Source organism: Streptomyces sp. NPDC045846 (genome assembly GCF_056431605.1).
In genome coordinates this window covers 149,203-172,330 of record NZ_JBWKKJ010000002.1, presented here as the reverse complement: position 1 = coordinate 172,330, position 23,128 = coordinate 149,203, and the positions used below count along the sequence as shown (strand labels likewise).

20 protein-coding genes, 1 tRNA gene and 1 pseudogene are annotated in these 23,128 nt (G+C 73.3%); 3 read left to right on the top strand and 19 right to left on the bottom strand.

Going from position 1 to position 23,128, the window contains the following annotated elements:
- Positions 1–42: 42 nt before the first annotated feature.
- From AC07F3_RS05810 to AC07F3_RS05795, 4 genes and pseudogenes are all read right to left on the bottom strand, one after another.
- Entirely contained in the window at positions 43–1,782 is a 1,740-nt protein-coding gene (locus tag AC07F3_RS05810) for an AMP-binding protein (protein WP_479110857.1), read from the bottom strand.
- Between the two features lie 26 nt (positions 1,783–1,808).
- Positions 1,809–2,408 (bottom strand): lytic polysaccharide monooxygenase auxiliary activity family 9 protein, encoded by a 600-nt coding sequence (locus AC07F3_RS05805; protein ID WP_479110856.1) that lies wholly within the window; start codon positions 2,406–2,408, stop codon positions 1,809–1,811.
- Positions 2,409–2,553: 145 nt separating this feature from the next.
- Positions 2,554–3,804 (bottom strand): annotated as a pseudogene (locus AC07F3_RS05800) (SPFH domain-containing protein); the annotation flags it as partial.
- The gene (locus AC07F3_RS05795) at positions 3,732–5,060 is read right to left on the bottom strand and encodes a peptidoglycan-binding protein (RefSeq protein WP_479110855.1); all 1,329 of its coding nucleotides are present in this window, start codon (positions 5,058–5,060) and stop codon (positions 3,732–3,734) included. The pseudogene AC07F3_RS05800 and the gene AC07F3_RS05795, both read right to left, overlap by 73 nt.
- A 193-nt stretch (positions 5,061–5,253) precedes the next feature.
- Between AC07F3_RS05795 and AC07F3_RS05790 the strand changes: the two genes are divergently transcribed.
- A tRNA-Lys gene (locus AC07F3_RS05790) sits at positions 5,254–5,327 on the top strand.
- 65 nt (positions 5,328–5,392) lie between these two features.
- Here the strand turns inward: AC07F3_RS05790 and AC07F3_RS05785 are convergent.
- From AC07F3_RS05785 to AC07F3_RS05725, 13 genes are all read right to left on the bottom strand, one after another.
- Complete coding sequence (locus AC07F3_RS05785; RefSeq protein ID WP_479110852.1) at positions 5,393–6,493, bottom strand: glycoside hydrolase family 6 protein; 1,101 nt, start codon at positions 6,491–6,493, stop codon at positions 5,393–5,395.
- Positions 6,494–6,729: 236 nt separating this feature from the next.
- Positions 6,730–7,413, bottom strand: coding sequence for a class F sortase (locus tag AC07F3_RS05780; protein ID WP_479110850.1), 684 nt, complete (start codon positions 7,411–7,413; stop codon positions 6,730–6,732).
- A gap of 1 nt (position 7,414) precedes the next feature.
- Positions 7,415–7,990, bottom strand: coding sequence for a hypothetical protein (locus AC07F3_RS05775; RefSeq protein WP_479110849.1), 576 nt, complete (start codon positions 7,988–7,990; stop codon positions 7,415–7,417).
- Positions 7,991–8,092: 102 nt separating this feature from the next.
- A complete protein-coding gene (locus AC07F3_RS05770; RefSeq protein WP_114036685.1) occupies positions 8,093–8,872 on the bottom strand; it encodes an HAD-IIA family hydrolase in 780 nt (259 codons plus the stop codon).
- Positions 8,873–9,018: 146 nt separating this feature from the next.
- The gene (locus AC07F3_RS05765) at positions 9,019–10,095 is read right to left on the bottom strand and encodes a 2-aminoethylphosphonate ABC transporter substrate-binding protein (RefSeq protein WP_479110847.1); all 1,077 of its coding nucleotides are present in this window, start codon (positions 10,093–10,095) and stop codon (positions 9,019–9,021) included.
- 79 nt (positions 10,096–10,174) lie between these two features.
- Complete coding sequence (locus AC07F3_RS05760) at positions 10,175–10,972, bottom strand: ABC transporter permease (protein ID WP_479110845.1); 798 nt, start codon at positions 10,970–10,972, stop codon at positions 10,175–10,177.
- Positions 10,959–11,783, bottom strand: coding sequence for a 2-aminoethylphosphonate ABC transporter permease subunit (locus AC07F3_RS05755; protein WP_479110843.1), 825 nt, complete (start codon positions 11,781–11,783; stop codon positions 10,959–10,961). The genes AC07F3_RS05760 and AC07F3_RS05755 overlap by 14 nt, the downstream gene beginning before the upstream one ends.
- A 91-nt stretch (positions 11,784–11,874) precedes the next feature.
- Positions 11,875–12,942: an ABC transporter ATP-binding protein gene (locus tag AC07F3_RS05750; protein ID WP_479110841.1), complete on the bottom strand. Its 1,068-nt coding sequence runs from the start codon at positions 12,940–12,942 to the stop codon at positions 11,875–11,877.
- Complete coding sequence (locus AC07F3_RS05745) at positions 12,939–13,634, bottom strand: HAD family hydrolase (protein ID WP_479110839.1); 696 nt, start codon at positions 13,632–13,634, stop codon at positions 12,939–12,941. The genes AC07F3_RS05750 and AC07F3_RS05745 overlap by 4 nt, the downstream gene beginning before the upstream one ends.
- A 14-nt stretch (positions 13,635–13,648) precedes the next feature.
- Positions 13,649–14,770: a TIGR03364 family FAD-dependent oxidoreductase gene (locus tag AC07F3_RS05740; RefSeq protein WP_479111888.1), complete on the bottom strand. Its 1,122-nt coding sequence runs from the start codon at positions 14,768–14,770 to the stop codon at positions 13,649–13,651.
- Positions 14,771–15,250: 480 nt separating this feature from the next.
- Positions 15,251–16,012, bottom strand: coding sequence for a GntR family transcriptional regulator (locus AC07F3_RS05735; RefSeq protein WP_479111886.1), 762 nt, complete (start codon positions 16,010–16,012; stop codon positions 15,251–15,253).
- A gap of 447 nt (positions 16,013–16,459) precedes the next feature.
- Positions 16,460–17,248, bottom strand: coding sequence for a hypothetical protein (locus tag AC07F3_RS05730; RefSeq protein WP_479110837.1), 789 nt, complete (start codon positions 17,246–17,248; stop codon positions 16,460–16,462).
- 230 nt (positions 17,249–17,478) lie between these two features.
- Entirely contained in the window at positions 17,479–18,579 is a 1,101-nt protein-coding gene (locus AC07F3_RS05725) for an ROK family transcriptional regulator (RefSeq protein ID WP_479110835.1), read from the bottom strand.
- A 56-nt stretch (positions 18,580–18,635) separates the two neighbouring features.
- Between AC07F3_RS05725 and AC07F3_RS05720 the strand changes: the two genes are divergently transcribed.
- Together AC07F3_RS05720 and AC07F3_RS05715 are read left to right on the top strand one after the other, a co-directional pair.
- Positions 18,636–19,733 carry a Gfo/Idh/MocA family oxidoreductase gene (locus AC07F3_RS05720; RefSeq protein WP_479110833.1) on the top strand — a complete coding sequence of 366 codons (1,098 nt, stop codon included), beginning with the start codon at positions 18,636–18,638 and terminating at the stop codon, positions 19,731–19,733.
- Positions 19,734–19,804: 71 nt separating this feature from the next.
- The gene (locus AC07F3_RS05715) at positions 19,805–20,272 is read left to right on the top strand and encodes a heme-degrading domain-containing protein (protein ID WP_479111884.1); all 468 of its coding nucleotides are present in this window, start codon (positions 19,805–19,807) and stop codon (positions 20,270–20,272) included.
- A 3-nt stretch (positions 20,273–20,275) separates the two neighbouring features.
- Here the strand turns inward: AC07F3_RS05715 and AC07F3_RS05710 are convergent, their stop codons facing one another.
- Positions 20,276–21,811 (bottom strand): choice-of-anchor A family protein, encoded by a 1,536-nt coding sequence (locus AC07F3_RS05710; protein ID WP_479110831.1) that lies wholly within the window; start codon positions 21,809–21,811, stop codon positions 20,276–20,278.
- Between the two features lie 450 nt (positions 21,812–22,261).
- Positions 22,262–23,119, bottom strand: a complete 858-nt coding sequence (locus AC07F3_RS05705) for a fumarylacetoacetate hydrolase family protein (RefSeq protein ID WP_479110829.1) — start codon at positions 23,117–23,119, stop codon at positions 22,262–22,264.
- Positions 23,120–23,128: the final 9 nt, after the last annotated feature.

Genomic DNA, 23,128 nt, shown 5'->3' with positions numbered 1-23,128 from the left:
ACCCATCGCCGGGCGGGGTGCCGGGGGACCCTGGCCGGTGATTCACCCGCCCGCGCGATCAGGTGCCCCGGGCCCGGGCCCTTTCGGCCGTCCCGCCCCTCCGCCCGCTTCCGCGCCGAACACCGCGGCCCTGCCGTGCGCCGCGTACTGCTCGCGCAGCCGCGTGACGTCGACCGGCGACAGGAGCTGGTACGCGGCCTCGCCGGGCGGCCGCCACCACACCTCTCCCCCGGACCAGAACCCCTCCTCGCGCAGCACCGCCCGGTGCACCTTGTTGGTCGCCGTCACCGGGAGGCGCGCCATCACCCGCACGAAGCGCGGCGCCATCTTGGTGCCCAAGTCCCTTTGAGCGCCCAGGAATCCGAGGAAGGCGGCCGGGTCGAAGGGCTGGTCCGGCAGGGACAGGGCGGCCATGACCTGGTCGCCGGTGACCGGATCCGGCACCGCGTACACCGCGGCGCCCGTGACCGGCTCCCACCTCGCCAGGATGTTCTCGATCAGCGCGGCGGCCAGGTTCTCGCTGTCCACGCGCAGGCGGTCGTCCGCGCGGGCCGCGAAGTAGAGGAAGCCGTCCTCGTCGCGGAAGAACAGGTCGCCCGTCCAGTACCAGCCGCCCCGGCGGCGTTCCGCGTCGCCCGCCGGGTTGCGCCAGTAGCCCTCGAAGGGGTTCGGGCCCCGGTTCACCAACTCCCCCACCGCACGAGTCCCGTTGAGGAGGCGGCCCGCCTCGTCGAAGCGGGCCCGCTCGCACTCGCGGCCCGTCTGCGGGTCGACCACCGCGAGGTCGCCGCCCGGCGCGGGCTTTCCTATCGCGCCCGGCGGGGTGCCCGGGGTGCGCTGGATCGCGGCGCCGCCCTCGGACGACCCGTACCCCTCGACCAGCTCCACGCCGAACCGCCGCGCGAACCGGTCCGCGTCGACCGCGCCCGCCTCGGTCCCGAAGCCGAGCCGCAGCCGGTGCGCGCGGTCCTCGGGCCGGGCGGGCGTGGCCAGCACGTAGTGGACGGCCCGGCCGACGTAGGTGAAGTACGTGGCGCCGTAGGCCCGTACGTCGTCGAGGAATCCGGACGCCGAGAAGCGGTCCCGCAGGGCGATGGTGGCGCCCGAGGTCAGGGCCGGGGCCCAGTTGGCGATCACCGCGTTGCCGTGGAACATCGGCATGCAGATGTAGTGCACGTCGTCCGGGCCAAGACCGAAGTGGCTCACCAGGGCCTCGCCCGCGGCGGCCAGCCGGCCCTGCGTGCAGATCGCGGCCTTGGGGGCGCCGGTGGAGCCGGAGGTGAAGTACAGCAGCAGGCGGGTGGCCGGGCCGACCGGACCGACCGCGCACTCGCCGGGCCGGGCGTCCGCGTACGGGGCGAGGAGCCGCTCGTACTCCTCGGTGCCGGTCACCAGGACGCGTACGCCCGGCAGGTGGAGCCCGTCGAGCAGGGGAAGGTGTACGCGTCCGGTGACCAGGATCCGGCACTCGGTGTGCAGGATGTCGCGGGCCAGCTCGGGGCCGCGCCGGGTGGGGTTGATGCCCGCGACCGCGGCCCCGGCAAGGGCCGCCGCGCCGAGCCAGAGCGGGAACTCGGGGGTGTTGTCGAGCAGGACCCCGAGGTGCGGCTCGACACCCCGGGGCAGCAGCTCGGCGAGGAGCGCGGCGCGGGCGGCGGAGCCCGCGGCGACCTGGTGGTGGGTGAGCTCCAGGCCGCCGTACCGCAGTCCCCTGCGCCCGTCGCCCCACTGGCGCTGTACGTACTCCGACACGGTCGACGCGACTTCGGACATGGCGGTCATGGCGCCGCACCGTAGTTGACGGAGCGTCAGAACTGAACGTCCGAGCAGGCGTAGAAGGCGTTGCCGGTGTCGGCGATCGTCCACACGGCGAGGATGACGTGGTGGCCGGTGCGGCCGGTGGGGACGGTCCCCTGCTGCGAGAGGGTGCCCGGTGGCTGCTTGCCGCCGTAGGGCACGACGAGGAACGGCCGGGTGTCGAGCGCGTCCCGGGTCAGCGGCTGGGTGGGGTCCCAACCCTGCTTGGTGAGGTAGTAGCGGAAGTCGGTCGTCGCATGGCGGGCGGTGAACTGCCAGCGGAACGTGTAGGTCTGACCGCCCGTCAGCTGTGTCGTGGGCCAGCCCGTGCCGTCGCGCGGGTCGTCCAGCTCGGCGAACCGGTCGTTGCCGCCCGCGCAGATCGTCCCGTCGGCGGGACCGGCGGCCGGGAAGCCCTTGGGGCCCTCGACGGACTGCGGCTCCCACTGGATCTCGCCGCAGTCGGTGACGGTGCCGTTGGCGCACAGCTTCTGTCGGCTGATGGGCTGGTCGGTGTAGCCGTGGCTGCTCGCACTGCCGGTCGCGAGCAGGGACGCGCCGACGACGGCGAGCCCCACCACAGCGGCACCGAGCCGCTGCTTGTGTCGCATGCTGACCACTCCTGGAGAACGTGGGGGAGTTCCTTGGATGGAGCTGCACGCGTGCGGTATTTCATGTTCCGGTCTAGACCAACTCCCAGACTATGGACGGGACTTGGTCATGTCCAGGCCCCGTACGAGATCGGCCGCGGCCCGCTCAGAGGCTCTCTCCGGCGCCCCGTCCCGTGCAGAAGGCGACCGTCAGGTCCTTCACCAGGGCCTTGCGCTCGTAGTCGTCGAGCTCCACCAGACCGCGTGAGGTCAGCCGGCGCACCGTGTCGTCCACCGCGTCGACCACCGAGGTCAGCACCTGGTCGCGGTGGCGGGCGTCGATCGCCGCGATCCGCTGTCTGCGCATCGCCGCCGCCACCTCGGGCGCGTACTCGATGCCGGTCGGCTGCGCCGAGTACAGCTCGATGCCGACCGGCTCCGCCTCCGCCTTCAGCATCCGGGTCAGCGCGTCGCCGACGGCCTCCGCGTCGCGCAGGGTGGGCGCGTCCTCGTGGAAGGCGTCGGCCGGGAGCTGCGAGAGGACCCGGGCCATCGCCGCCTCGACCTGCTGGCGCAGATACGTCTCGTGGTCGGCGACGGCGAGCGTGGCCCGCGCGGTGTCCCGGATCCGCCACACCACCAGGACCACGACCCGCAGCGCGGTGCCGTTCGCGTCGACCGCGTCCATCGGTTCGCTGCGCCAGTGCCGCAGGCGCAGGTCGACGCTGCGGCGCAGCAGCAGCGGGCTCATCCACACCAGACCGGTGCGGCGCACGCTGCCGCGGTAGTCGCCGAACAGCGAAAGCACCCAGGCGTGGCCGACGTGACCGCGGCAGAGCCCGCCGAAGGCGAGGACCGCCCCGCTCAGCCCGAGGGCGAGCAGCCCCCACTGTTCGAGGGCGATCCCGTGGTACGGGTACGCGGGCAGCCGCAGCGGCGCGGTGACCCGCCGGGGCAGGACGCCCGCCCACCACAGGACGGCCCCGCATCCGGCGAGCGCGAGGACCCCGGCGGCGAGGGCCGCGCGGCCTGGCAGCACCGGGCCGGGCCGTTCCGCGATGTGCGGGTCGACCGGGGTCGCGGGTCTGGCCGGGGGCTTGACGACCGGGCGGGTCCCGGCCTGCCGGGGCGGCCTCGGCCCGGGGCGCGGGGTTGCTGCCGGGGCGACGGCGGGGACGACCGGGTTGGGGCCGGTGTCGTCGCGGAACAGCAGGTGGACCGGGATCTCGGCGGTGTTCTCGCTGCGGATCACGGCCACCCTGCGCCCGGCGTCCCCGCCGAACGCGGGGTCACGGGGCGCGTCGGCGCCTTCGATGGGGGTCTGCATGCTCGTCCTTGCCTCCGTCATGCGAAGAGCCGCCGCCAGGTCTCGGGGCCCGGGTAGCCGTCGGCCTCCGCGCCCGACCAGCCCTGGGCCCGCTGGAACGCCTCGACGTTGCGCCGGTCCGCCTCGCCCCAGCGCGGCCCGGGGCCCGAGGTGTAGTACGTGCCGAAGCCCTTCTTCACGAGCTGCCGGCCGAGTTGGGTGACGTACGGGTTGTCCTGGCCCGGCCGGAAGTGGCTCAGGCCGGGGTAGGCGGGCCGCGCGGGCCCGGGTCCGCCCGGGGCCGGGGGCGGCGCGGGCGTGGCGGGGGCGATGTCCTTGCCGGTTCCCTGCACGAGCAGCGCCCAGGTGCGCGCGCCCGGGATGCCGTCGGCGTCCGCGCCGGTCCAGCCCTGGGCCTGCTGGAAGGCGCGGGTCGCGTTGAGGTCGGCCGAGCCCCAGCGGGGCCCCGGGCCCTCGGTGTAGAAGCGGCTTCCGCCGCGCCGCATCAGCATCTGGCCGAGACGGGTGACGTAGCTGTTGTCGGCGCCGGGCCCGAACTTGTCAGCGCCCGGGAACTCGTTCCCCTCGCTGTCGGTGCCCGGCTCCCCGCCCCCGCTGCCGGTGGCGAGCCCCTTGTACCGGTAGGGCAGGTAGCTCGCCGAGTTCTTCCAGTACGCGTACGGGGTGGCCTGCTTGCGGGTGCCGGGCGGGGTCTGCTCGTAGGCGGTGTAGTAGGTGTGCGTGTAGTCGGTCCAGCCGCCGAAGATCACGACGTGCGAGCCCTTGGTGGGGTTGGTCGGGTTGTGGAAGAGCAGGATGTCGCCGGGCTGGAGCTCGTCGCGGGTCACCCGCACCGCGAACCGGTCCAGGCTCCCCGTCCACTCGTTGGTGCCGAGGTCCCAGGCCATGGACACATAGCCCGAGCAGTCCTGCCGGTACCCGTCCGTCCAGTACGCCTCCATGTTGTACGGGACGGACGCGGCCACCCAGACCTTGGCCCGGTTGATGATCTCGGCCCGGGTGATGGGCCGCAGCCTGGTGGGCGCGACCGCGGCCTGGCCGGGTGCTCCGTGCAGTCCGGTCCGGGCGCCCTGTTCGGTGGGCGGGCCGGGGTCGGCGGCGGTGTTGGCGCCGGTTCCCTCGGGCAGCGGGGCGGGCGCGGCCGCGGCCACCGTGCCGCCGCCGAGCACCATCGAGGCCGCGGTGGCCGCCACCAGCGCCCGGCGCGCGCCGCCGTTCGCCGCGGGAAGGCCGCCGTCGCGCACCGGGAGCAGCCGCGACCGCCTGCGGTCGGCGCAGCCGGGGCAGCCGCACTCCCCCGTGGGCTCGTAGTCCTCGAACACCGGCCCGGGCGTACTGGCCTTCATCCGCATCCCCTCCCGTTCGTTCCGTTCTCGGAGACTTCGAAGATCTTTTACGGGCTGCCGCACGGAGAGCGGCGCCCCGGTTGTCCTAACTCGTCGCATTTTGACGGAACGAAAGGGATAAAACGAACATCTGACAGCGTGGCGCTGGTCAAAACCACCCTCTGGAGTCCGGTAATGTTTTCCAGGTCAGCAGGCGCCGCTAGCTCAGTTGGTTAGAGCAGCTGACTCTTAATCAGCGGGTCCGGGGTTCGAGTCCCTGGCGGCGCACGCACCACCGAGGCCCCCTCGCCCAGCGCGAGGGGGCCTCGGTCGTTCCCGCCCGGCGGGATCGCTCAGCGCGAGTTGGCCGCGAGCGCCAGGGCGTATTCCGGCCACCAGGCGCCCGCCGGGGGCCCGCCCTTGCACGGGCCGTCCGACTCGCCGGGCCGCTTCGCCCACACATAGGCGTCGACCGCGCCGCCCCCCGTCCGCCTCGTCGGCCGCTCGCCCAGCGCCCGGCCCGGCGGGTTGCACCAGTTCTCGCCCGGGTCGCCCCCGGTGTAGGGGCCGTTGCCGTTGCGGCTGGTGTCGATCACGAAGTGCTTGCCGCCGACCTTCTCCGAGAGGCGCTCGCCGAACTCCCGGCTCGCCCCGGTCGTCTGGAAGTTGGACACGTTGACCGCGAACCCGTCAGCCCTCTCGATCCCGGCCCGCCGCAGCGGCTCGTCCAGGGCCCCCGGCGAGCGCCACCCGGCGTTGCCCGCGTCCACGTACACCTTGGTGGTGGGCTGGCGCTTGAGCCGCTCGACGGCGCCCTTCAGCAGGGCGTACCGCGCCTCGTGGAAGGCGGCCGGGGTGCAGCCGTCCACCAGGTGCAGGACGGCGTCCGGCTCCAGGACCACCATGGTGGGACGCTGTCCGATACCCCGGGCGACCTGGTCGACCCAGTTCCGGTAGGCCTCGCTGTCGGGGGCGCCGCCCTTGGAGAACTGGCCGCAGTCGCGGTGCGGGATGTTGTAGAGGACGAGCAGCGCCGTGCGGCCCTGCCTCGCCGCCGCCTCGGTGAAGCCGCGCACGGCCGCTTCGGGGTCGTTCCCGGCGATCCACTCGCCCACCGGTTGTTCGGCGATCTTCTTGATGAGCGCGGCCTTCGCGCCGTCACCGGCCCGCGTGTACGCGGCCAGCTGGCGCGCCGCGTTGGTGTGGGGGTTCACCCAGAACGGGCTCGCCTCATCGGCCTGTTGGACCGCTCCGGAGGGGGTCGGGCTCGCGGCGGGCGTCGCCCCCTCACCGGCGCCCCCGCAGCCCGTGGCCGACAGCGATAGGGCCGCGATCAGCGCCCAACCGGCATACACAGCACGGAGGTTGGAGCGATGAGGCGCGCCCCGGCCGGGGTCGTCACCGCACCCGACCCTCAACACAGCGCAGCCACAAGGCGACTTGGCGTTATCCATACCTAGGCCCGGGACGCGCATCGGTTCTAGAGTGGGGGTGTCGGCCGCAGCCCCGTTCGCCCCACGACCTCTCGACCCCACTGAACCTCCCGCGGTAGTGCCGGGCTTCTCCCGCAGCCCGTGCCCGCGCGGTCGAGGACCAGCCCGGCCGGCGGCTCCGGGGGGAGCGGGCCGTCGGCCGGGCCAGGTGCCCGGCGGCCGTCCGGAGCCCGGTTTCGGCCACCCGCGCCGCGCGTTCAGGGCTTCGGCGGCTTCGAAGGGGCCGCTTCCCTCGCGTCGGTCAGATAGGCCGAGACCACCACGTTGGCGGTGTAGGCCTTCGTCCTGCGGTCGTACGTTCCGCCGCAGGTGATCAGGCGCAGCTCGGCGCGGCCCCGCTGCCGGGGCCCGTACACCTTGGCCGCGTCGAAGTGGCTGCGGGGAAAGACCTGGACGTCGTCGATGGTGAACTCGGCGACCGTGCCGTCGGCGGCGGTCACCTTGACCCGCTGACCGGCGCGGGCCGCGCTCAGGCCGTAGAAGACGGCCGGTTTGCTCTCGGTGTCGACGTGGCCGACCAGCAGGGCCGCGCCCGCCTCGCCGGGCCGGGCCCCGCCGTCGAACCAGCCGACGGTGCCGGGCCGGTCGTAGGGCGGCGGGTCCACCGCGCCCTCGGCGTCGAGGCCGCGCGGCACGACCGGCGCGGCGATGCCTATGGAGGGGATCTCCACGCGCCGCGGCGCCGCACCCCGCAAAGGGTCGTGCGCGGGCGGCAGCGGAGCGCCGAGCGGCCGGCCGACGGCCGCGATGTCGCCCGTGATGGGCCCGGACGTACTGCCCGAACCGCCCGAGACGTCCCGGCCCCACAGCCACAGGCCGAGCAGCAGCACGGCCCAGGCGAGGCCGGTGACCAGCCGCCCACTGCCCCGTGCCGAGGACATCTCAGTCGCCGCCGCCGCGTCGGCGCCGTACGCTGCGCGAGGCCACGGCCACCGCCGCGACGGCCGCGAGCGCGAGACCGATCACCTCGTGCCGCACGCCCGGGCCCTGCTCCTTGGCGCCGTCCGCGGCGAGGTTCGCCGCACCTCCGCCGCCCGCGTGCACGGGCCGGAACGGGGTGGGCCGGGAGTGGTCGCGGTCGTGGTCCCCGTCGCGGTGCGAGTCGCCGTGGACCACGGTGAGCCGGCCGCTCGCCTTGCCGGAGCTGTCCTTGCAGTTGACCCAGATGTCGTAGTCGCGGTCCTGCGCGTCCGAGCGGATGCGGGCCTGCGCGAAGAGGCCGCCGTCGGCCGCGGGCGTGAAACGGGCCTCCGACACGAAGGCGTCGGAGGTGCCGGTCGCCTCGCGGCCGCTGCACACGCTGACCCGCAGGTCCACCTCCCCGCCGGGGGCCGTGGTGCTCGGGGTCACCCGCACCGATCCGTGCGGCTCGGACTCTGCCACCGCGGGGGACGCGGGCAGCACGGTCAGGGCGGCGGCCGCCACGGCCGCACACAATGTGATGGGACGGATGCGCATCGTGAACCTCCTGTAACCGAGATTCACGCGTGGCGCCGCATTCCGCATCCCGAGGGCGTGGCGGCTCGGCCGGACGGACCAACGGCCCGCCCGGGCCGGAGGTCAGATCAGCTTCACCAGGTCCGCGATCGAGTCGACGATCTTGGACGGCCGGAACGGGTACCGCTCCACGTCGTCCGGCCGGGTCAGCCCCGTCAGGACCAGGAAGGTCTGCATGCCCGCCTCCAGGCCCGCGAGCACGTCCGTGTCCATCCGGTCGCCGATCATGGCGCTGGTCTCGGAGTGCGCGCCGATCGCGTTCAGGCCGGTGCGCATCATCAGCGGGTTGGGCTTGCCCGCGAAGTAGGGCTTCTTGCCGGTCGCCTTGGTGATCAGGGCGGCGACGGCGCCGGTGGCGGGCAGCGGGCCCTCCTGGCTCGGTCCGGTCTCGTCCGGGTTGGTGCAGATGAACCGGGCCCCGCCGTTGATGAGCCGGATCGCCTTGGTGAGCGCCTCGAAGCTGTACGTACGGGTCTCGCCCAGGACGACGTAGTCGGGCTCGTGGTCGGTCAGGACGTACCCGATGTCGTGCAGCGCGGTGGTCAGGCCCGCCTCGCCGATGACGTAGGCGGTGCCGCCGGGGCGCTGGTCGTCGAGGAACTTCGCGGTGGCGAGCGCCGAGGTCCAGATGTTCTCGACCGGCACCTGCAGCCCCATGCGCGAGAGGCGAGCCTGGAGGTCGCGCGGGGTGTAGATGGAGTTGTTGGTGAGCACCAGGAACGGCTTCCCGGACTCCTTGAGGCCCTTCAGGAAGGCGTCCGCACCGGGGATGGGGGTGCCCTCGTGGATGAGGACACCGTCCATGTCGGTGAGCCAGGATTCGATCGGCTTGCGCTCTGCCATGGGTGCGGACTCCTGCGTTCGGCGCGGTCTTCGCGCTGCTGAGCGATGAGCTGGGGGCGCCGGCGCACCGCGCTGTGCGTTGCCGGCGCCCCCAGCCTAGTCAGGATCCGTCGATCCCGGCCCGGTCGATCACCGATCGGGACCGGTCAGCTCGCGGTGGCGCTCTTCCACGCGTCCACGTACTCGGGGAGGTTCTTGGCGATGTCCATCCAGTCGGGCTGGAAGACGTCGACGCCCTGCATCAGCTTTCCGAGCGCGACCGCGTTGGCGTCGGTGGCCCTGATGTCGGTGCGCGCCGCGAAGCCACCGCCGATCGCGCTGACCTCCTTCTGGGCGTCCTCGCTCAGCATGTAGTCGAGGAGCTTCTTGCCGTTCGCGCTGTGCGGGGCCTTGCTGACCAGGCCGGCCGCGTACGGCAGTCCGAAGGAGGACGGCTTGGTGCCGCTCGCGGTGCCCGGGAACCAGATGCCGAGGTTGGGCATGGTCTTGGCCTGGGCGTAGTTCATCTGCACGTCGCCGTTGGCGGCGAGCAGCTCGCCCTTGTCGACCTTGGGCGCGAGCTTGCCGGTGGAGGCGGACGGCCCCACGTTGTTGGCCTGGAGCCTGTGCAGGTACTCCATGGCGGCTTCCTTGCCGCCGAAGTCGTGCATGGCCTTGATGACCAGGGCGGTGCCGTCGCCCGCGACGCCCGGCGTGGAGTACTGGATCCTGTTCTTGTACTTGGTCTCCAGGAGGTCGTCCCAGTTCTTGGGCGCGTCCTTCAGTTCCTTCTTGTTGTAGATGAACCCGAAGTAGTTGTTGACGACCGAAGTCCACATGCCATCGGGCGACTTGGCGCCGCCGTCGACCTTGTCGGCGCCGGCCGGCACGTACTTCTGGAGCAGCCCCTTGCCCTGCGCCTGCTGGATGAACGGCGGCAGGGTGATGAGGAGGTCCGCCTGGGTGTTGGACTTCTCGCGGACGGCGCGCTGCACCATCTCGCCGGAGCCGCCCTCCACGTACTTGACCTTGATGCCGGTCTTCGCCTCGAAGTCCTTGAAGACCTTGTCGTACCAGCCGTCGCCCTTCTCGCCCTTGAGGCCGTCGGCGCTGTAGACGGTGACGGTCTTCGCGCCGGAGTCGGCGGAGGAGTCGCCGCCGCAGCCGGAGAGGGTGGCGGCGAGGGCGAGGCTGCCGGTGACGGCGGCGATCGGCTTGAGTGCGGTGAGGGTGTTTCTGGGCATGACGTTCGGGGCTCCTGAGGTTCTCGGGTCGGCAGGGCTCGGCTGGGTCTGCGGGGTTGCTGGCCGGTGGCGTTCCGGGTCAGCGGAAGGAGGCTCTGGTGCGGATGCGGGAGACGGCGAGCAGGACGAGCAGCGTGGTGCCCATCAGCACCACGGCGACGGCCGCTCCGGTGAAGAGGGAGCCGCGGTCGGTGGCCGCGAAGATCTGCACCGGCAGCGGGGTCCAGTCCGGCGGGTAGAGCATCATGGTGGCGCTCAACTCGCCCATGGACAGGGCGAGGCAGAGCCCGGCGGCCGCGGTCAGGGACGGCAGCAGGAGCGGCAGCCTCACGCGCCACAGCACCACGTGCGGCCGGGCGCCCAGGCTGGCGGCGGCCTGTTCGTACATCGGGTCGAGACGCACGATGGCGGCCGAGACCGACTGGTAGGCGAACGCCATCACCAAGATGGTGTGCGCCAGGATCACGATCCAGCGCGTCCCGTTGAGCAGCACCGGCGGCTTGGAGAACGCGACGAGCACCGCGAGGCCGACGACCACCGACGGCACGGCGACCGGCAGCACGAACAGGGCGTCCATGAACCGTCGCCCGCCCTTCTTGAGCGCGGCCGCGGCGAGGGCGGCCCACGAGCCCACCGTCAGCGCGAGGACGCTCGCCGCGAGGGCCGTCACCAGGCTCGTGGTGAGCGCCTGGAGCGAGTCGCCGCTGGTGGCGGCCGCGTAGTGGCCGGTGGTGAACCCGGAGGTAAAGGCGCTCGACCAGCTGGTCGCGAACGACGCGGCCACGATGACGAGCAGCGGCAGCGCGAAGACCGGCAGGAACAGCACGAAGAAGACGGTCCAGGTGGCCCAGCGGCCGCCCCGGCTATGCACCAACACGACGGCTCACCACCCGGTAGAGGCCGTAGAGGCCCACGGAAATCGCGATGTTGACGACGGCGACGACACAGGCGGCCGGGTAGTCCGACTCCAGGATCGCCTTGCTGTAGACGAGCATGGGGAGCGTGGTGACCCCCTTGGCGCCGGTGAACAGCACGATGCCGAACTCGTTGAGGCACATCACCAGGACGAGCGAGCCGCCGGCCGCGAGGGCGGGCAGCGCCTCGGGCAGGATCACCCGCCGGACGATCCTGGCGGGCCGCGCGCCGAGTGAGGACGCCACCTCCAGCTGGGCGGTGTCGAGTTGGGAGAACGCGGCGAGCAGCGGGCGCATCACGAAGGGCGTGAAGTACGTGATCTCCGCGAGCAGCACGCCCCAGGGGGTGGTCAGGAACTGGAAGGGCCCGCTGTGCGCGCCGGTCGCGTCCGTCCACAGCCCGTTGGCCATGCCGACCGTGCCGTAGATGAACAGCAGGGCCAGCGTGATCAGGAAGGACGGGAAGGAGAGGAAGACGTCGATGAACTTCGCGACGGCCTTCCCGCCGGGGAACGGCACGAACGCGATGACGAGCGCGAGCACGAACCCGAGCACGAGGCACCCGGCGGTCGCGCCGACCGCGAGCCAGACGGTGGTGGCGAGCGCGTCCCGGAACGCGGCGGAGCCGAAGACGTCGGCGTACGGCTGGAGGGAGGTTCCCCCCGAGTCCGGGGAGAGGGACTGCTGGACGACGAGGACGAGCGGGTAGAGGAAGACGGCGGCGAGCACGGCCACCGGCGGCAACGCCCATGCATAGGTGGGAAGTTGACGCATTCCGCCCTGCCGCGGCGTGTCGTTCCGCGGGGCGGGGCCGCTGGGTGCCGCCCCCGGCGCGGGGGCGCTGCCCAGTACCGCCGGGCCGCGCCTAGCCATCCGACACCCCCGCGGTCAGCAGCACCGCGTCCTCGCGGGCGAAGTGCAGGGTGACCTCGTCGCCCAGGGCCGGGGTGACCCGGAGCTCGCGGACGTCCGCCTTCACACGGTGCCCGGCGACCTCTACGTACAGCCGGTGCGTGGCCCCCCGCCACTGAACCTCCGCGATCCTCCCGCGCAGCGCGTTGGGCCCCGCCCCGAGCCCGACCAGGTGCGGCCGCACGCACAGCGTGGCCATCGCGCCCCAGGCGGCCTCGTCGGTGGCGACGGACAGCTCGGTGTCCCCGAACAGCACGGACCCGGCCCCGACCCGCACGGGCAGGAGGTTCGCGTTGCCGACGAACGACGCCGTGAACTCCGTGCGCGGCCGCCGGTAGAGGTCCTGCGGGGTTCCGCAGTCCTGGAGGCGGGCCTTGTCCATGACGGCGATGCGGTCGGCCAGGGTGAGCGCCTCGACCTGATCGTGGGTGACGTACAGGAGGGAGACGTCGGGCAACTCGCGGTGCAGACGGGCGAGTTCGGTCAGCATGCCGGAGCGCAGCTGCGCGTCGAGCGCGGAGAGCGGCTCGTCGAGGAGGAGGACGTCGGGGCGGATGGCGAGCGCGCGGGCGATGGCGACGCGCTGCTGCTGGCCGCCGGAGAGCTCGCGCGGGTAGCGCTTGGCGTACGCGTCCATGCCGGTCATGGCGAGGGCCTCGGCGACCCGGCCGGGGATCTGCCCCTTGGGGACCTTCCGCGCCTTGAGGCCGAACGCCACGTTGTCCTCGACCCGCATGTGCGGGAAGAGCGCGTACTGCTGGACGACCATGCCGATGCCGCGCTGGTGGGGCGGCAGGTGGGTCACGTCGCGGTCGCCGATGAACACCCGGCCCCGGGCCGGCTGGACGAAACCGGCGACGGCCCGCAGCGCGGTGGTCTTGCCCGACCCCGACGGGCCGAGCAGGGCCATGACCTCGCCGGGCTCGACGGTGAGGTCGAGCGAGTCGAGGACCACGTTGCCGTGGTAGGCGACGCTGACGCCGTCGAAGCGGATGCCGCTGCGCGGGGCGGCCCCGGTCACCTCCCGCCCTCCAACTCTGCTATCAGATCGGGGAGTTCGGCGACAGAGCCGACGACGTGCGTGGCGCCCGCCCCGGCGAGTGCCTCCTTGCCGTGGGCGCCGGTCAGCACGCCCGCGACGACGCCCGCGCCGGACCGCACCCCGCTGAGCATGTCGTACGAGGTGTCACCGGCCACCGCGATGTCGCGCACCGAGTCCACCGCACCCGTGCGCAGGAAGGCACTGAGCACCATGTCGGGGTAGGGGCGGCCGCGGCCGCCCGCGTCGGCCGGGCACAGCGTGAGCGGGACGAGGTCCTGCCAGCCCAGTGCGGCGAGGATGGCGTCCTGGGTGACGCGGGCGAAGCCGGTGGACAGGACGACGGTCCGGCCCTCGGCCTTCAGCCGCTCGACGGCCTCGCGGGCGCCCGGCACCGGGGCGATGAGCCCGCCGTCGACGAGCGTGCCGTACGCCTCCTCGAACGCGGTGTTCGCGGTCCGCGCCCTGGCCTCGTCGCCGAAGAGGTGACGGAAGACGGAGATCTTGGACTCGCCCATGGTGGCGCGGACGTAGTCGAGCATGGTGGCGTGCTCGGCGGAGCCCGGCTCGACGCCGAGCCGCCCGGCGGCGCTCGCGAAGGCCCGCTCGACGAGCCCGCCGTCGGCGACCGTGGTGCCCGCCATGTCGAGCACCACCAGGTTGTACGCGTTCATCGTGGTCAACTCCCTCACCAGCCCAGCTCGTTCGCGGTCTTCTCGGCGATGGCCGGGGAGCAGGTCATGCCGCGCCCGCCCGGCCCGGTCACCAGCCACACCCCGTCCCGCACCCGCTGGCGGTGCACGACGCGCGAGGTGTCGGTGCACTGGGCGTAGACCCCGGCCCAGCGCCGCTGGATCTTGGGCAGGGGCCGCCCGAGGAACGACTCGACGACCCGGACGAGGTGTTCGTACGGCTCCTCCAGGACGTCGAAGGCGAAGGGGTGCTCGTACTCGTGGGTGTCGCCGATGGTCAGCCCGCCGTCGGCGCGCTGCACCATCAGGAGCTGCATCTTGTGGGCGGCGGCGGTCGGGTCCTGCGCCTGCCCGGCGTTGAGCGCGTCGAGCGCCTCGCTCGCGTACGCCGGGTAGTAGCGGAAGCTGTCGGCGTCGGCGATGGACGTGGTCAGGGGCTCGCCGAGCGGCGCGGTCTGCATCATCTGGAGGCGTACGCGGCGCACGGGCAGGTCGGGCACGAGCTCGCGGACGAGCCCGCCGAGCCACGCCCCCGTGCACAGCACGACGACGTCGCCGGTGTGCACGTCACCGTGGTCGTCACGGACGGCTCCGGCGCCGACGACGTCGCGGACCTCTCGCCCGCCCAGGAAGGTGTACCGCCCGGACGCCAACAGGGCCTGCTTCAAGGCGAGTTGAGCGGTACGGGGCTCGACGGCGGCGTCCCGCTCGCACCACAGGGCGGCCGCGAAGTCGCCGCGCAGGGCGGGGTTGAGGGCGCGGGCCTCGTCGGCGGTCAGCAGCTTGTAGCCCCGGGCGGCGGCGTCCGGCCGCGCCAACGCGGCCTCGGCCACGGCGAGTTCGAGGCCGGTGCGCAGCGGGGTCAGCGAACCGTTGGGGCGGAAGCCGAGACCGGGGACGCGTGCGCCGATCCCCTCCCACAGCTCGCGGGCCCGCAGCGCGGTGTCCAGCTCCTCGCCCCCGGCCCGGCCGCTGACCCAGATCTGGCCGAAGTTGCGGAGCGATGCCCCGCGCGCCTCGCTCTCTCGCTCGATGTGTACGACCTCGTGGCCGCGGTCCACTGCGTGCCAGGCGTGCATGGTTCCCACCACGCCGGCTCCAACGACGATGACTCTCACGCCGGTCACGCTCCTCGGCACCGGTGTCCCGCACCGGTCCACCCAGCAACGAGCCGGTGAACGACCGCCCAAACTTGGCCTAGACCCGTTATGCATCCGTGATCTCGCCCCACCCCGCCCCTTCCCTAAACCCTCCGGGGGTTGAAGGGCGTTCCTGGGGGCTCCGCCCCCAGACCCCCGATCGCGCCTAAAGGGCGCTCGTCCTCAAACGCCGGACGGGCTAAAGATGCTGATGCTGACCAGCACCATGCCGCTAAGGGGCGCGGGGAACTGCGCGAGAAGCGGGCACGGCGGGCGGACGAAAACGGGTTTCAAGGGGCGCGGGGAACGGCGCGAGCAACCACGCACGGTCCGCACGTCGAACGGGGTTAGGGGCGCGGGGAACTGCGCGAGAAGCAGGCACGGCCCGCGGACGAAAGGGGGTTTCAAGGGGCGCGGGGAACTGCGCAGACGGCCCCGGCGCCCGCGGTCGAGGCGGGGCTACCCACCAAGGTGGGTGGTAAAGGAGAACCGGTCCCCCCGATAGAGCGTCCGCACCCGCTCAAGCGGCAACCCCGCCGCATCCCGCGAAACCCGATGAATGAGCAGCATCGGCAACGCGGGCGGCGTACCGATGAGCAGCGCCTCGCGAGGCGTGGCCAGCACCGTCTCGATGCGCTCGTCGACGTCCCCGAGGGTGACGCCGAGCCGGTCGCGCAGGTAGGCGTAGAAGGAGGAGTCCGGCCTGAACTCCTTGTCCAGGTCGGGCATCCGGGCCACCGCCGCGTACGTGCTCTCAAGACCCATGCGCTCGTCGTCGGCGAGCAGCACCCGCTCCATGTGCCAGACGGGCTCGCCCCGCCCGAGCCCGGTCTCGGCGGCGAGCGCGGGCGGGCAGGGAAAGCGTTCGAGGGTGATGAGGTGACGTCCCGGCGTACGGCCCTGGCGGCGCACGCCCTCGGTGTAGCTGGCCAGCGAGAGAGGCTGCTCCAGTTTGGCCCCGGCCACCACGGTGCCGCGCCCCTGGCGGCGCAGCCTCCCTTCGAGCAGCAGCTCCCGCAGCGCCTGGCGGACCGTCTCCCGGGCGACCTCGTAGCGCAGGGCCAGATCGCGCTCGGTCGGCAGCAGGTCCCCCTCCCCCAACTCGTCGATGAGCAGGGCCACTCGGGCCTTGACGGCGTAGTACTTGGGGATGCGTCCGTGCTCCGGGATGCCGGAGCGGATGGGGGCGCCGGGCGCTTGGTTCTCCGGGTAGCCGGTCAGGGAGTCGTACGGGGTGTCGGCCAGGGAGTCGTACGGGGTGCCGCCCGGGGCGCTGTTCGAGGTGCCGCTCAGGGAGTCGTTCGGGTTTTCCACGGGCCCGATGCTCGCACGGGCACGTGAACAGCCGGGGTACTCCGGGGGCCGGTCACGCGGGGCGGTTCGCACGGGACCGGTCGGGCGGGGCGGTTCGCACGGAGGCCGGTCAGACGGACCGGTTCGCACGGAGGCCGGTCGGACGGACCGGTTCGCACGGGACCGGTCGGACGGACCGGTTCGCACGGGACCGGTCGGGCGGGGCCGGTCGTAGGCGACTGGCGCGCGGAGTCGGTCGTGGGCGACCGGTACAGGCGGACCGGCGCACGCCGAGCCAGTCGCAGGCGACCGGCACATGCGGACCGGCACACGCGAAGCCAGTCGCAGGCGGCCGGCGTGCGGAGCCGGTCGGTCTCAGCGGCGGGGTGTGCGGAGTCTGCGGGAGGCGGTCAGCAGGGCGGCGCCCGCCAGGAGGAGGACGCCCGCGGTGAGGCCGAGGCGGGCGAGGGCGCTGCCCCGGCCGGTCGCGGCGAGCTCGGTGTCCAGCGCGTGCAGCAGATCGCCCTCGGCCACCACGTCGAAGCGGTAGTCGCCGGACTCCCCCACCCACTGGCCGTTGGTGCCCCGGCGCTGCACGATCGCGGCGTTGGCGGTGATCTGCCCGGGCACGGTGTCGTCGGTGAAGCCGAGCCGCACCGGCACGGTCACGGTCTTGCCGGGGCCGATGACGAACCCGGGGAAGCCGTCGTCGAAGACGCCGATGTGCTCGTCCTCGTCGGTCCTGAGGAACGTCACGGGGTGGCTGCGGCCGGTCGCCGGGTCGTCGAACTCCATCGTGAGCTGGGAGTTCTTAAGGGTGCGGTCCCGGTCGACGAGGACGAGGACGGGGTGGATGCTGTCGCAGCTCTCGCCCGAGGTGTTGGTGAGGTCCAGGGACCAGGCCCGGCTGCCGCCGCCGGGCACGTACTCGGCGGGCCCGCCGTGGATCTTCGTGTCGAGCGGGAACGCGGAGCCGGTGCGGTTGGCGCAGACGGGCAGCTTCACCTGGAGCGGCGGGTCGACGGGCACCGCGACCACCGGCTTGCGCGGCGCCAGGTCGTGGCGGCCGGGGGGAAGTCCACCGTCGTCGGCCGCGGCCACCCCCGCGAGCGCGGTGATCGTGGCGGCCGCCACCGCGGTGACGAGGGCAGTGCGCAGTCGCATGAGGGGCCTTTGCTGCTCGCGGCGTTCGGGGCTCGGGACCGCTGCCCGTCCGGAGTCGGCGCCTCCCGGTCGGACCCGGTCGTGGCCCGCGAGCCTGCCACGCCCCGGGCCGCCCACCGGGCACGCCCCGCCCGCGATGCCCGGACCGGCCGCCGAAGACCGCCCTATCAGCCCAATATCGGGCCTTCGTATCAGCGCTCCGGACGGACCCCTGGCCTCGGAGCGCGGCGCTACGGCTGCGGGTAGGCCACGTCCGCCCGGCCGAAGACGGGGACGAGGACGAGCTGGGCCGCGCCTTCCGCCACCGCGTGCGGGCCGCCCGCTGCCGGGCGCACCGGCACCTCGGGGGAGCCGCCGCGCCGGGCGCGTTCCTCGACCACCGCGGTCACGCCCCGTACGAAGGTGTCCTGGTCGGCGCCGACCGTGCGGCCGCCGAGCAGGACCTCGTCGATGTCGAGCAGCCCCACCAGGTTGGCCGCGCCCACCCCGAGGAAGCGGGCCGCGGCCGCGATGTCCCCCCGGGCGACGGCCGCCAGGCAGAGCGCCTCGATGCAGCCGCGCCCGCCGCAGCCGCACACGGGCCCGCCGAGCAGGATCGTCTGGTGGCCGAACTCGCCCGCCCCCGTACGAGAGCCGCGGTGCAGGGATCCACCGAGCACGAGCCCCGCGCCCAGACCACTGCCGAGGTGGAGGTACGCGAAGGAGCCCGCCCGGCCGGCGCCGCGCAGGGCCAGGCCCAGGGCGGCGGCGTTGGTGTCCTTGTCCAGGAACACCTTCCGGCCGAGCCGGTCGGCGAGCGCGTCGCGCAGCGGGAAGCCGTTCCAGTGCGGGAAGCCGGTGACGCGGTGCAGCACCCCGCTGTCGTGGTCGAGCGGGCCCGGCATGGCGACGCCGACGCCGAGCACCCGCCGCCCGCCGGTCAGCGCCTCGGCCTCGGCGGCCGCCGTCTCCACCACGGCCGCCGGCTCCGCGCCGAGGTCCAGCGGCACGGTCCTGGCGCCCACCAGGGTGCCCGCGAGGTCGACGAGGACCGCGGTCAGTTCGTCGCGGTCCAGGTGCAGGCCGATGGCGTGCGCGGCGGACGGCACCAGCTTGAGCACGGTGCGCGGCTTGCCGCCGGTGGAGGCGCGGCGGCCCGCCTCGGTGGCCGTGCCCTCGACGCGCAGCCGTCCGGTGATCTTGCTGACCGCCTGCGGAGTGAGCCCGGTGCGCTCGGCGAGCTCCAGACGGCTGATGCCCGCCTCGCCCGCGGCCCGCAGCAGGTCGAGGACCAGCGCGGCGTTGTGGTTGCGCAGCGCCGGCAGGTTCGCACCCGTATTGCTCCTGTTCACCGACCCATTGTCCCTCTTGCTTGCACTTTGGCAACAGCGTTGCTTAAGTGGATGCCATGAAGGATCCCCTGAACGCTGACCAGACCGCCGCCCTCCGCGTGGGACTCGTGGGGTTCGGCCTCGCGGGCTCCGTCTTCCACGCCCCGCTGATCTCCGCGACCGAGGGCCTGGTGCTCGACACGGTCGTCACCTCCAGCCCCGAGCGCCAGGCGCAGGCCCGTGCCGAGTACGGCGACGGCCTGCGCGTCGTGGAGACCCCCCGGGAGCTGTTCGACGCGGGCCTCGACCTGGTCGTGATCGCCTCGCCGAACAAGACCCACGTCCCGATCGCCACCGACGCGCTCCAGGCCGGTCTGCCGGTCGTCGTGGACAAGCCGCTGGCGGGCACGGCCGCCGAGGCGCGCGGTCTCGCCGCGCTCGCGCAGGAGCGCGGCCTGCTGCTCTCGGTCTTCCAGAACCGCCGCTGGGACAACGACTTCCTGACCCTGCGCAGGCTCCTCGCGGACGGCGAGCTCGGCGCGGTCCAGCGCTTCGAGTCGCGCTTCGAGCGGTGGCGCCCGCAGCCCAAGGGCGGCTGGCGCGAGTCGGGCGACCCGGCGGAGATCGGCGGCCTGCTGTACGACCTCGGCAGCCACGTCGTCGACCAGGCGCTCGTCCTGTTCGGCCCGGCCCTGCGCGTCTACGCGGAGGCCGACGTGCGCCGCCCGGGCGCCCAGGCCGACGACGACACCTTCATCGCGATCACGCACGCGAGCGGCGTCCGCTCGCACCTCCACGTCAGCGCGACGGCCGCTCAACTGGGCCCGCGCTTCCGGGTGTTGGGGTCGTCCGCGGGCTATGTGAAGTACGGCCTCGACCCGCAGGAGGCGGCGCTGCGGGACGGCAGGCGGCCTTCCACGGGCGAAGCCTGGGGCGTGGAGCCCGAGTCGATGTGGGGCCGGGTCGGATCGGGCGAGTCCCCGCTGACCGGCGGCGGCCGCCCGCTGGAGACGGTGCCGGGCGACTACCCGGCGTACTACGCGGCCGTCGCCAAGGCCCTGCGCGAGGGCGGCGAGCCCCCGGTCACCGCGCACGAGGCCGCGGCCGCGCTCGACGTCCTGGAGGCGGCCCGCCGCTCGGCCCGCGAGGGCGTGACGGTGGAGCTCGCGCTGTGAGGGCCCGGGACACGGCCACGCATTCCGAGACGCCGGGGGCGACGGCGGGAGGGAGCCCGGCCGTCGACGGCGTGGCCGCCCTGGAGGCCGAACAGCGGCGGCTGGTGCTCGACCGGTTCGGTTACGAGGATGCCTGGGAGCTCGGGATGCTGCTGCGCTCGCTGGCCGTCGAGCGCGGGGCTCCCGTCGTCATCGACGTACGGCACGGGGCGCGTCAGGTGTTCCGCTGCGCGCTGCCCGGGTCCAGCGCCGACAACGACGCCTGGATCGACCGCAAGCGCCGGGTCGCCGAACGCTATGCGGCGCCGTCGTTCCTGGTCGGCGCCCGCTTCCGCGCCAAGGGCACGACGTTCGAGGAGTCCTCGCGCCTGGACCCCGACTCCTTTGCCGCGCACGGGGGTTCGTATCCCGTGACGGTCGCGGGGGTCGGGGTCGTGGGGACCGCGACGGTCTCCGGCCTGCCGCAGGCCGAGGACCACGCGCTGGTGGCCGAGGCGCTGACCCGACTCGTCGGGCGCCCCGGCCACCACGGGGGCTGAGGCTCAGCTCACGCCCTTGGGCTTGCGGGTCACGGCGAGCGTGATGCCGCCTGCCGCGACGAGGGTCACCGCGAGCCCGCCGACGATGATCATCGTCTCGGAGGGCGTTCCGGTGTCGGGCAGTTCCCCGCCACCGCCGTCGGTCCCGTACCCGCCGGAGTCACCTCCACCGGTGGTGCCGCCGGTGGTGTGCCCACCGGAGGTCCCACCACTGGTGTGCCCACCGCTGGTGCCTCCCGAGGTGCCACCACTGACCCCGCCGGAGTTTCCTCCGGAGGTACCGCCCGTGTTACCTCCCGTGGTCCCTCCGGACGTTCCGCCCGTGTCTCCACCCGTGTCCCCGCCGGTGGTCCCTCCGTTCGTGGTCCCGCCGTCGTCCGTGGGGCTCGGGGACGGGGGTTCGGGTGTCGGGGTGGGGGTCGGGGGCTCCGGGGTCGGGGTGGGGGTGGGCGGTGTCGGAGAGGGCGTGGGCTCCTCGCCGCCGCAGGCGGGGAGATCGCCGTTGAAGGGGTAGGCGTGGATCTCCTGCCCGCCACCACCTCCCACGACGGAGGTGTGGATCAGCGAACCGACCGTGAAGAAGCGCCCGTTGAGCCCGGGCAGGGTGACGGTGGTCGTGCTGTCGGTCTGGCCGACCAGGACGCTGCCGGAGAACTGCCCGCTGCCCCGCAGCCGGACGGTGTCGGCGTCGGGGAAGTTCCACAGGAGCCGGTCGCGCAGGGCGGCCGGAAGCATGCCCATGTAGGTGTTGATCTCGCGTACGTCCCCGGTGAGGTTGACCAGCACGGTGGCCCCGGAGGGAATCCCGGTGAACCGGAACCCCTGGGCCCCGCCGCTGGGGCTCGCGAGGTCGAAGTCGACGTTGAACACCTGGATCGCGGAGGTCCCGTCCCCGGTGAACACCGTCTCGCTGCCGTTGTTGCGGGCGGTGCCGGTGGCGGTCCGGGGCTTGCCGCCGACGTAGGCGTAGCACTGGCTGGCGGCAGCGAGGTTGGGCCTGAGCCGGGCGTACGGGGCGGCCGCGCCGGGGTCGTGGACGGCCCTCGGCAGGACGGTGCCGCTGAGGGCGCCGCCGTAGCGGACGACGCCGGAGACCGAGCCCTCCTCGGCGAGGAGGCGCTGGCCGGGGGCGACGGTGACGTCCTGGCCGGCGGTGAGGAAGTCGGTGCCGTTGTCCGGCGGTACGCGGGAGCCGACACCGGCGACGCCCACGTTGTAGACCTGGGAGACGCCGGTCGCCTTGTGCTGGTCGAAGCCGCCGAGCACGACGACCTTGCCCTCGGCCTCGGCGGCGGCCTGCCGCACGAGGAAGTCGCCGCCGACGAAGACGTTGATGTTGTTGTCGCGTCCGGCGAGCGAACCGTTGTGGGGCTCCGGATACGGGTCGACCGGGCAGTTGCTCCCCTTGCAGGGCCCGAGTCCGTCGGGCAGCGGATCGGCGAACCCGAACGAGGCGAGCACCCCGACCACGACGGCCGCCCCGACGACGACGGCGGAGGCGGTGGCCGCCCTTTTCCGCATTCCTGGCGTATTTCGCATATACGCAATATGCGAACCCGTCCACTCGGCAGCCCTGAGACACGCACAGCGTGAACCCCATCCGGCGCAGCCCCACTGACCGCGGGGACACCGGGGGCCGGGATGAGCCGCCGTTGGGACTCCGCGGCGGGCGAGGGGGCGCGGCCGAGCATGGGGGGCGCGGCTGGACGTGAGGCCCGCCGCAGGCGGGTGTCACGACCACCGGCAGGCGGCCGCCACGAAGCGGTGACCACCCACAGGTCCCCCAGCCATCCCACGCCGCCGAACGGGCGGACGGGTGGGAAAAGAGACCCGCCGCAGGCGGGTGTCACGACCACCAACGGACGGCCGCCACCACGCGGTGACCACCCACAGGTCCCTCACCCTCGCGAGCGGGCCGAACGGGCGGGCGGGTGGGAAAGGGCGAGGGCCGCAGGGCCCAAGCCCCCCACCCCCCCACCCCCGGAGGGCTCACGCGTCCTTGAGCCCCTGCCTCTGCCGCCCCAGCCCGGAAACCTCCAGCTCCACGACGTCCCCCGCCCGCAGATACGGCTTCGGCTCGGGCTGCCCCATGGCCACCCCCGCGGGCGTACCGGTGTTGATGACGTCCCCCGGGTACAGCGTCATGAACTGGCTGACGTACCGGACGACCTCCGCCACGGGGAAGATCTGCTGCGAGGTCGACCCGTCCTGCTTGAGCTCCCCGTTGACCCAGAGCCTGAGCGAGAGGGCCTGCGGGTCGGGGACCTCGTCCCGGGTGACCAGCCACGGCCCGAGCGGGTTGAACGTCTCGCAGTTCTTGCCCTTGTCCCACGTGCCGCCGCGCTCGATCTGGAACTCCCGCTCGGACACGTCGTGCGAGACGGCGTACCCCGCGACGTACGCCAGCGGGTCCTCGTCGTCGGCCACGTACCGCGCGGTGCGCCCGATGACGATGGCGAGCTCGACCTCCCAGTCCGTCTTCACCGAGCGACGCGGCACGAGCACCGTGTCGTTCGGCCCCACCACCGTGTCCGCCGCCTTGAAGAAGACGACCGGCTCGGCCGGAATCGCGGCGCCGGTCTCCTCGGCGTGGTCGTGGTAGTTCAGCCCTATGCACACGACCTTGCCGATCCGCGCGACCGGCGGCCCGATGCGCGCTCCGGAGTCGGCGAGCGCGGGCAGCACGCCGGTGTCGGCCGCGGCCCGTATCCGGTCCAGGGCGAACTCGTCGGCGAGCAGCTCGCCGTCGATGTCCGTCACCAGGCCGGACAGGTCCCGCAGGGTCCCGTTGGCGTCGAGCAGCGCAGGGCGCTCTTCGCCGACGTTGCCTACGCGCAGCAGCTTCATGGTCAGTCT